The organism is Spiroplasma sp. hyd1 (assembly GCF_016082235.1).
In the GTDB taxonomy this organism is placed as follows: domain Bacteria; phylum Bacillota_I; class Bacilli_A; order Mycoplasmatales; family Mycoplasmataceae; genus Spiroplasma; species Spiroplasma poulsonii.
The window spans coordinates 1-3298 of the sequence record NZ_JXYY01000083.1 but is presented as its reverse complement, the minus strand read 5'-3'; the positions used below and the strand labels follow the sequence as shown (position 1 = coordinate 3298).

The 3298-nt window shown below is 27.4% G+C and carries 6 protein-coding genes; 3 read left to right on the top strand and 3 right to left on the bottom strand.

What is annotated here, in order from left to right:
- Window positions 1-170 precede the first annotated feature (170 nt).
- Window positions 171-350, bottom strand: a complete 180-nt coding sequence (locus tag TS70_RS06180) for a hypothetical protein (RefSeq protein WP_040093865.1) — start codon at window positions 348-350, stop codon at window positions 171-173.
- Window positions 351-529: 179 nt separating this feature from the next.
- On the opposite strand from TS70_RS06180, the gene hpt reads away from it, so the two are divergent.
- Together hpt and TS70_RS06170 are read left to right on the top strand one after the other, a co-directional pair.
- A complete protein-coding gene (gene hpt, locus TS70_RS06175) occupies window positions 530-1117 on the top strand; it encodes a hypoxanthine phosphoribosyltransferase (RefSeq protein WP_198049728.1) in 588 nt (195 codons plus the stop codon).
- 43 nt (window positions 1118-1160) lie between these two features.
- Complete coding sequence (locus TS70_RS06170; protein ID WP_040094052.1) at window positions 1161-1811, top strand: hypothetical protein; 651 nt, start codon at window positions 1161-1163, stop codon at window positions 1809-1811.
- 32 nt (window positions 1812-1843) lie between these two features.
- Here the strand turns inward: TS70_RS06170 and TS70_RS07990 are convergent, their stop codons facing one another.
- Complete coding sequence (locus TS70_RS07990) at window positions 1844-2128, bottom strand: hypothetical protein (RefSeq protein WP_232332549.1); 285 nt, start codon at window positions 2126-2128, stop codon at window positions 1844-1846.
- A complete protein-coding gene (locus TS70_RS06165; RefSeq protein ID WP_232332548.1) occupies window positions 2076-2891 on the bottom strand; it encodes a TSUP family transporter in 816 nt (271 codons plus the stop codon). The genes TS70_RS07990 and TS70_RS06165 overlap by 53 nt, the downstream gene beginning before the upstream one ends.
- 166 nt (window positions 2892-3057) lie before the next feature.
- Here TS70_RS06165 and TS70_RS07985 point away from each other — a divergent pair.
- The coding region (locus TS70_RS07985; protein WP_232332547.1) for a hypothetical protein at window positions 3058-3298 on the top strand (241 nt) is incomplete at its 3' end.

The following is a 3298-nucleotide window of genomic DNA, read 5'->3' as shown; positions in this document are numbered from 1 at the left end:
TAATATTTTAATAAAAAAGGNTATCGCAAGAAGTCTAATATATCTTTTATAATTTTACAATTTTTTTTAAATTTAAAATGTCGGAAAACACTGTTCTAAAACCCTTATTTTATGAGGGTCTAATTTTTTAACCCCTTATGTTTATTGGGTTTTTTTGATGTTGAGTTGTGTTAGTTAATTAAATCAATTTTAACATAAGTTTTATTTTTGTTAGTATCTTTTGCAATAGCAAGGCGATATCCTTCCCGTGTAAAGGAAAAGTATGCGGCAAATTTTAATTGGCTTAATCTTAAATGCATACGAATGTTTTCTAAGCAATTAATAATCCTGTGATAAATTTCAATTTTCATTTTAGAATTCTCCTGTTAAGTTTGCTACTACCTTTATTTTAACCAAGTTTTTTTATAAAACTTTTTAAAAACAAAAAAATCACTTGTATTATAAATAATGATTTTTTAAAACTAAGAACCTTTTAATTGAGGCTTGATTATAATATAATTAACTTATTAATATTAAGTGAGGCAAAAAAATGAAATTACATCCACTCGTCAAAGAAGTTTTAATTACCGCAGAAGAAATTGAACAAAAATGCTTAGAATTAGGGCAAGAAATTAGTAGTTATTATCTTAATGAATATCCGGTTCAAGATAATACCATTTTGTGTTTGGGATTACTAAAAGGTTGTATTCCTTTTATGGCAAAATTTATTCCCCATTTAGTTGGGGTCGAATGTGAGACGGAATATATGGTTGTTTCATCATATTTTGGTGGGGTAAAAAGTAATGGTGTTCCACAAATTTTATTAGATTTACCAATTCCGGTCACAAATCGTGATGTTTTATTAGTCGAAGATATTATAGATAGTGGTAAAACAGTTAAAATGATTAAAGAATATTTATATTTAAAAGGTGCTCGTAGCGTTAAAGTTGTTACTTTATTGGATAAAAAAGCGGGACGCAAAGTAGATTTAGTTGCTGATTGATATGGTTTTGACGTTCCGGACGCTTTCTTAATTGGTTTTGGGTTAGACTATGAAGAACGTTTACGAAACTTACCATATATTGCGATTGCTGATACAGCAAAGTTAAAAACATGACAATGAGGAACAAAAAAATAATGAAACAATAATAGTAAGTGTGAAATTATTATTGGAGGCACAAATGAAAAAAATTACAACAAGAATGATTACAATTAATAGTATTATTATTGCTATTTTTTTACTGTTTGTATTAGTTCCTTCATTAGGATATATTGCGGTTGGTCCAGTTAATCTAACTTTAATGCATATTTTATTTTTAATTGGAATGTATGCGTTATATGTCACAATGAATCTAAATTTAATTTGAGCAGGTTTAATTTATGGTCTTGTTTTTGGCCTGTCTTCGTTAGTTCAAACACTTATTTCCCCAGGGATTACAAGTTTTATTTTTATTAACCCCTTATTTTCCGTTGTTCCCCGTGTTTTAATGGGACTTTGTGTCGGGGTTTTGGCTTATTTTTTAACAAAGATTTCTGATAACATTGAAACAAAAATTTATGCAAATCAAATTACTGAATTAACATGATATCAACGACATTATTTAAAAATTTATAATGTTATTATTGCCTTTACAACAGCAACTTTAAATACTATTTTTGTTTTAGTTTTTATGTATTTTATTGGACCATTAATTTATACTAATCCTGATCAACAAGCTATTTTTCGAACTTTTACTTGACTTATTTTAGCAACAAATTACTTACCTGAGATGGCTTTAGCAGTTGCGATTTTCCCACCTGTTGCTTATGCTTTACGAAAACGTTATTTATAATTTGAATTTGTATAAAAGAACATTTATCTTATTTATGGTTTAGCTAAAACTTTTCGATGTTGTTGATAATAATTATAAAACATCATTGCTGCTGTATATCAAATTACTACAATAATAATTCAGTTTAACACATTAATAAAATTAGTTTTATCTAGTCCTAATCCATTTTGAATTCCGATAAAGACAATTAAATAAGAGGCAATAACCCCAAAACTACCACCTAAGGTAAAACTAGTGGCAATCTTAATATCGTAATTTTGATCTTTAATAAAACGAAAGGCCCCGATGGGCATTAAAAAGGCTGCTGATCCCATCATAATTGGGAAGGCACATAATGAACTTAAGCCCATTAAATATGTTACCGCCATTGCTGGCGCATAAATTCCGACCCCTAATGATTGTAGAATTCCTAATATAAAAAAAGATCATAGATCCTAAGAGATATTTTCACCACACTTCTAACGAATCACTTGTTCTAGCGGATGGCATAACATGAACTTCTTTTTGACCTAATAAAATAATGATTGAAATAATAATTAGAGCAACTCCTAGTAAAATTTGAGTTCATCCTAATTTAATCTTATTAACTAAAAAAGCGCCAATATAAGCACCAATAGCAGCTGATGTAATTAATAATATTAGTGTTATTCATTCGACTTTTACTAAAGAAATAAAAATAATTGCTTGTAAACAAGTAGGAATAGCATGACCAACATTTAATGTTCCTAGTAATTGTTTATCGTTTTTAACTTGCTTTGTTAACTTTAATAAAACAATGCTAATGGCAAAAGAACCAATCCCAATTGTGTCACAAAAATCTGCAATAAAACCAATTAATCCTAATTTTCAAAATTTTTGTTTAATATTATACTGAAATTCACCGGGATCATCTTTTGCAAAGTTCCGATAACTATTTTGTAAATAAACTACGGCAAAAATTCCAACAATAATTAATAAAATACTATTAATAACAATTGCAATGACTGTTGGCTTTCAAATATTTGTAAAATATAACGATAATAACAGAATTACCATTACAATTGGAATACTAATAAAACTTCAAAAAAAGATTTTTTTCACAACCCAATAAATGCTCCTTTATTAATTACGAATATTTTAACAAATTTATTCGAAAAGAAATATCATTTATTTATAATTGCAAATTCTAACTTAAAAAAACAATTTGTATTGTATTCTTGTTTAGAACATTATAAGATTAATAATAGTAAGAAAGAAGCGAGAAATAGTGAAACAACCGGCAGGACTTATTTTTATAAAGGTAATTTTATTTCTTTTGTTGTCACCACTGTTATATTTTTGATATCTTTTATTATGACCATTGGGTTATTTTTTAGCTCGGTTCCACACCACAGACGAATTTTCTGAACAACTAGAAAAGAATACTACTGAGTGAGTAAATATTATGGTTGTAATGTTATTATGAATTTTTTGTTCTATTATTATTGCATTGTTATTTTTAATTTATA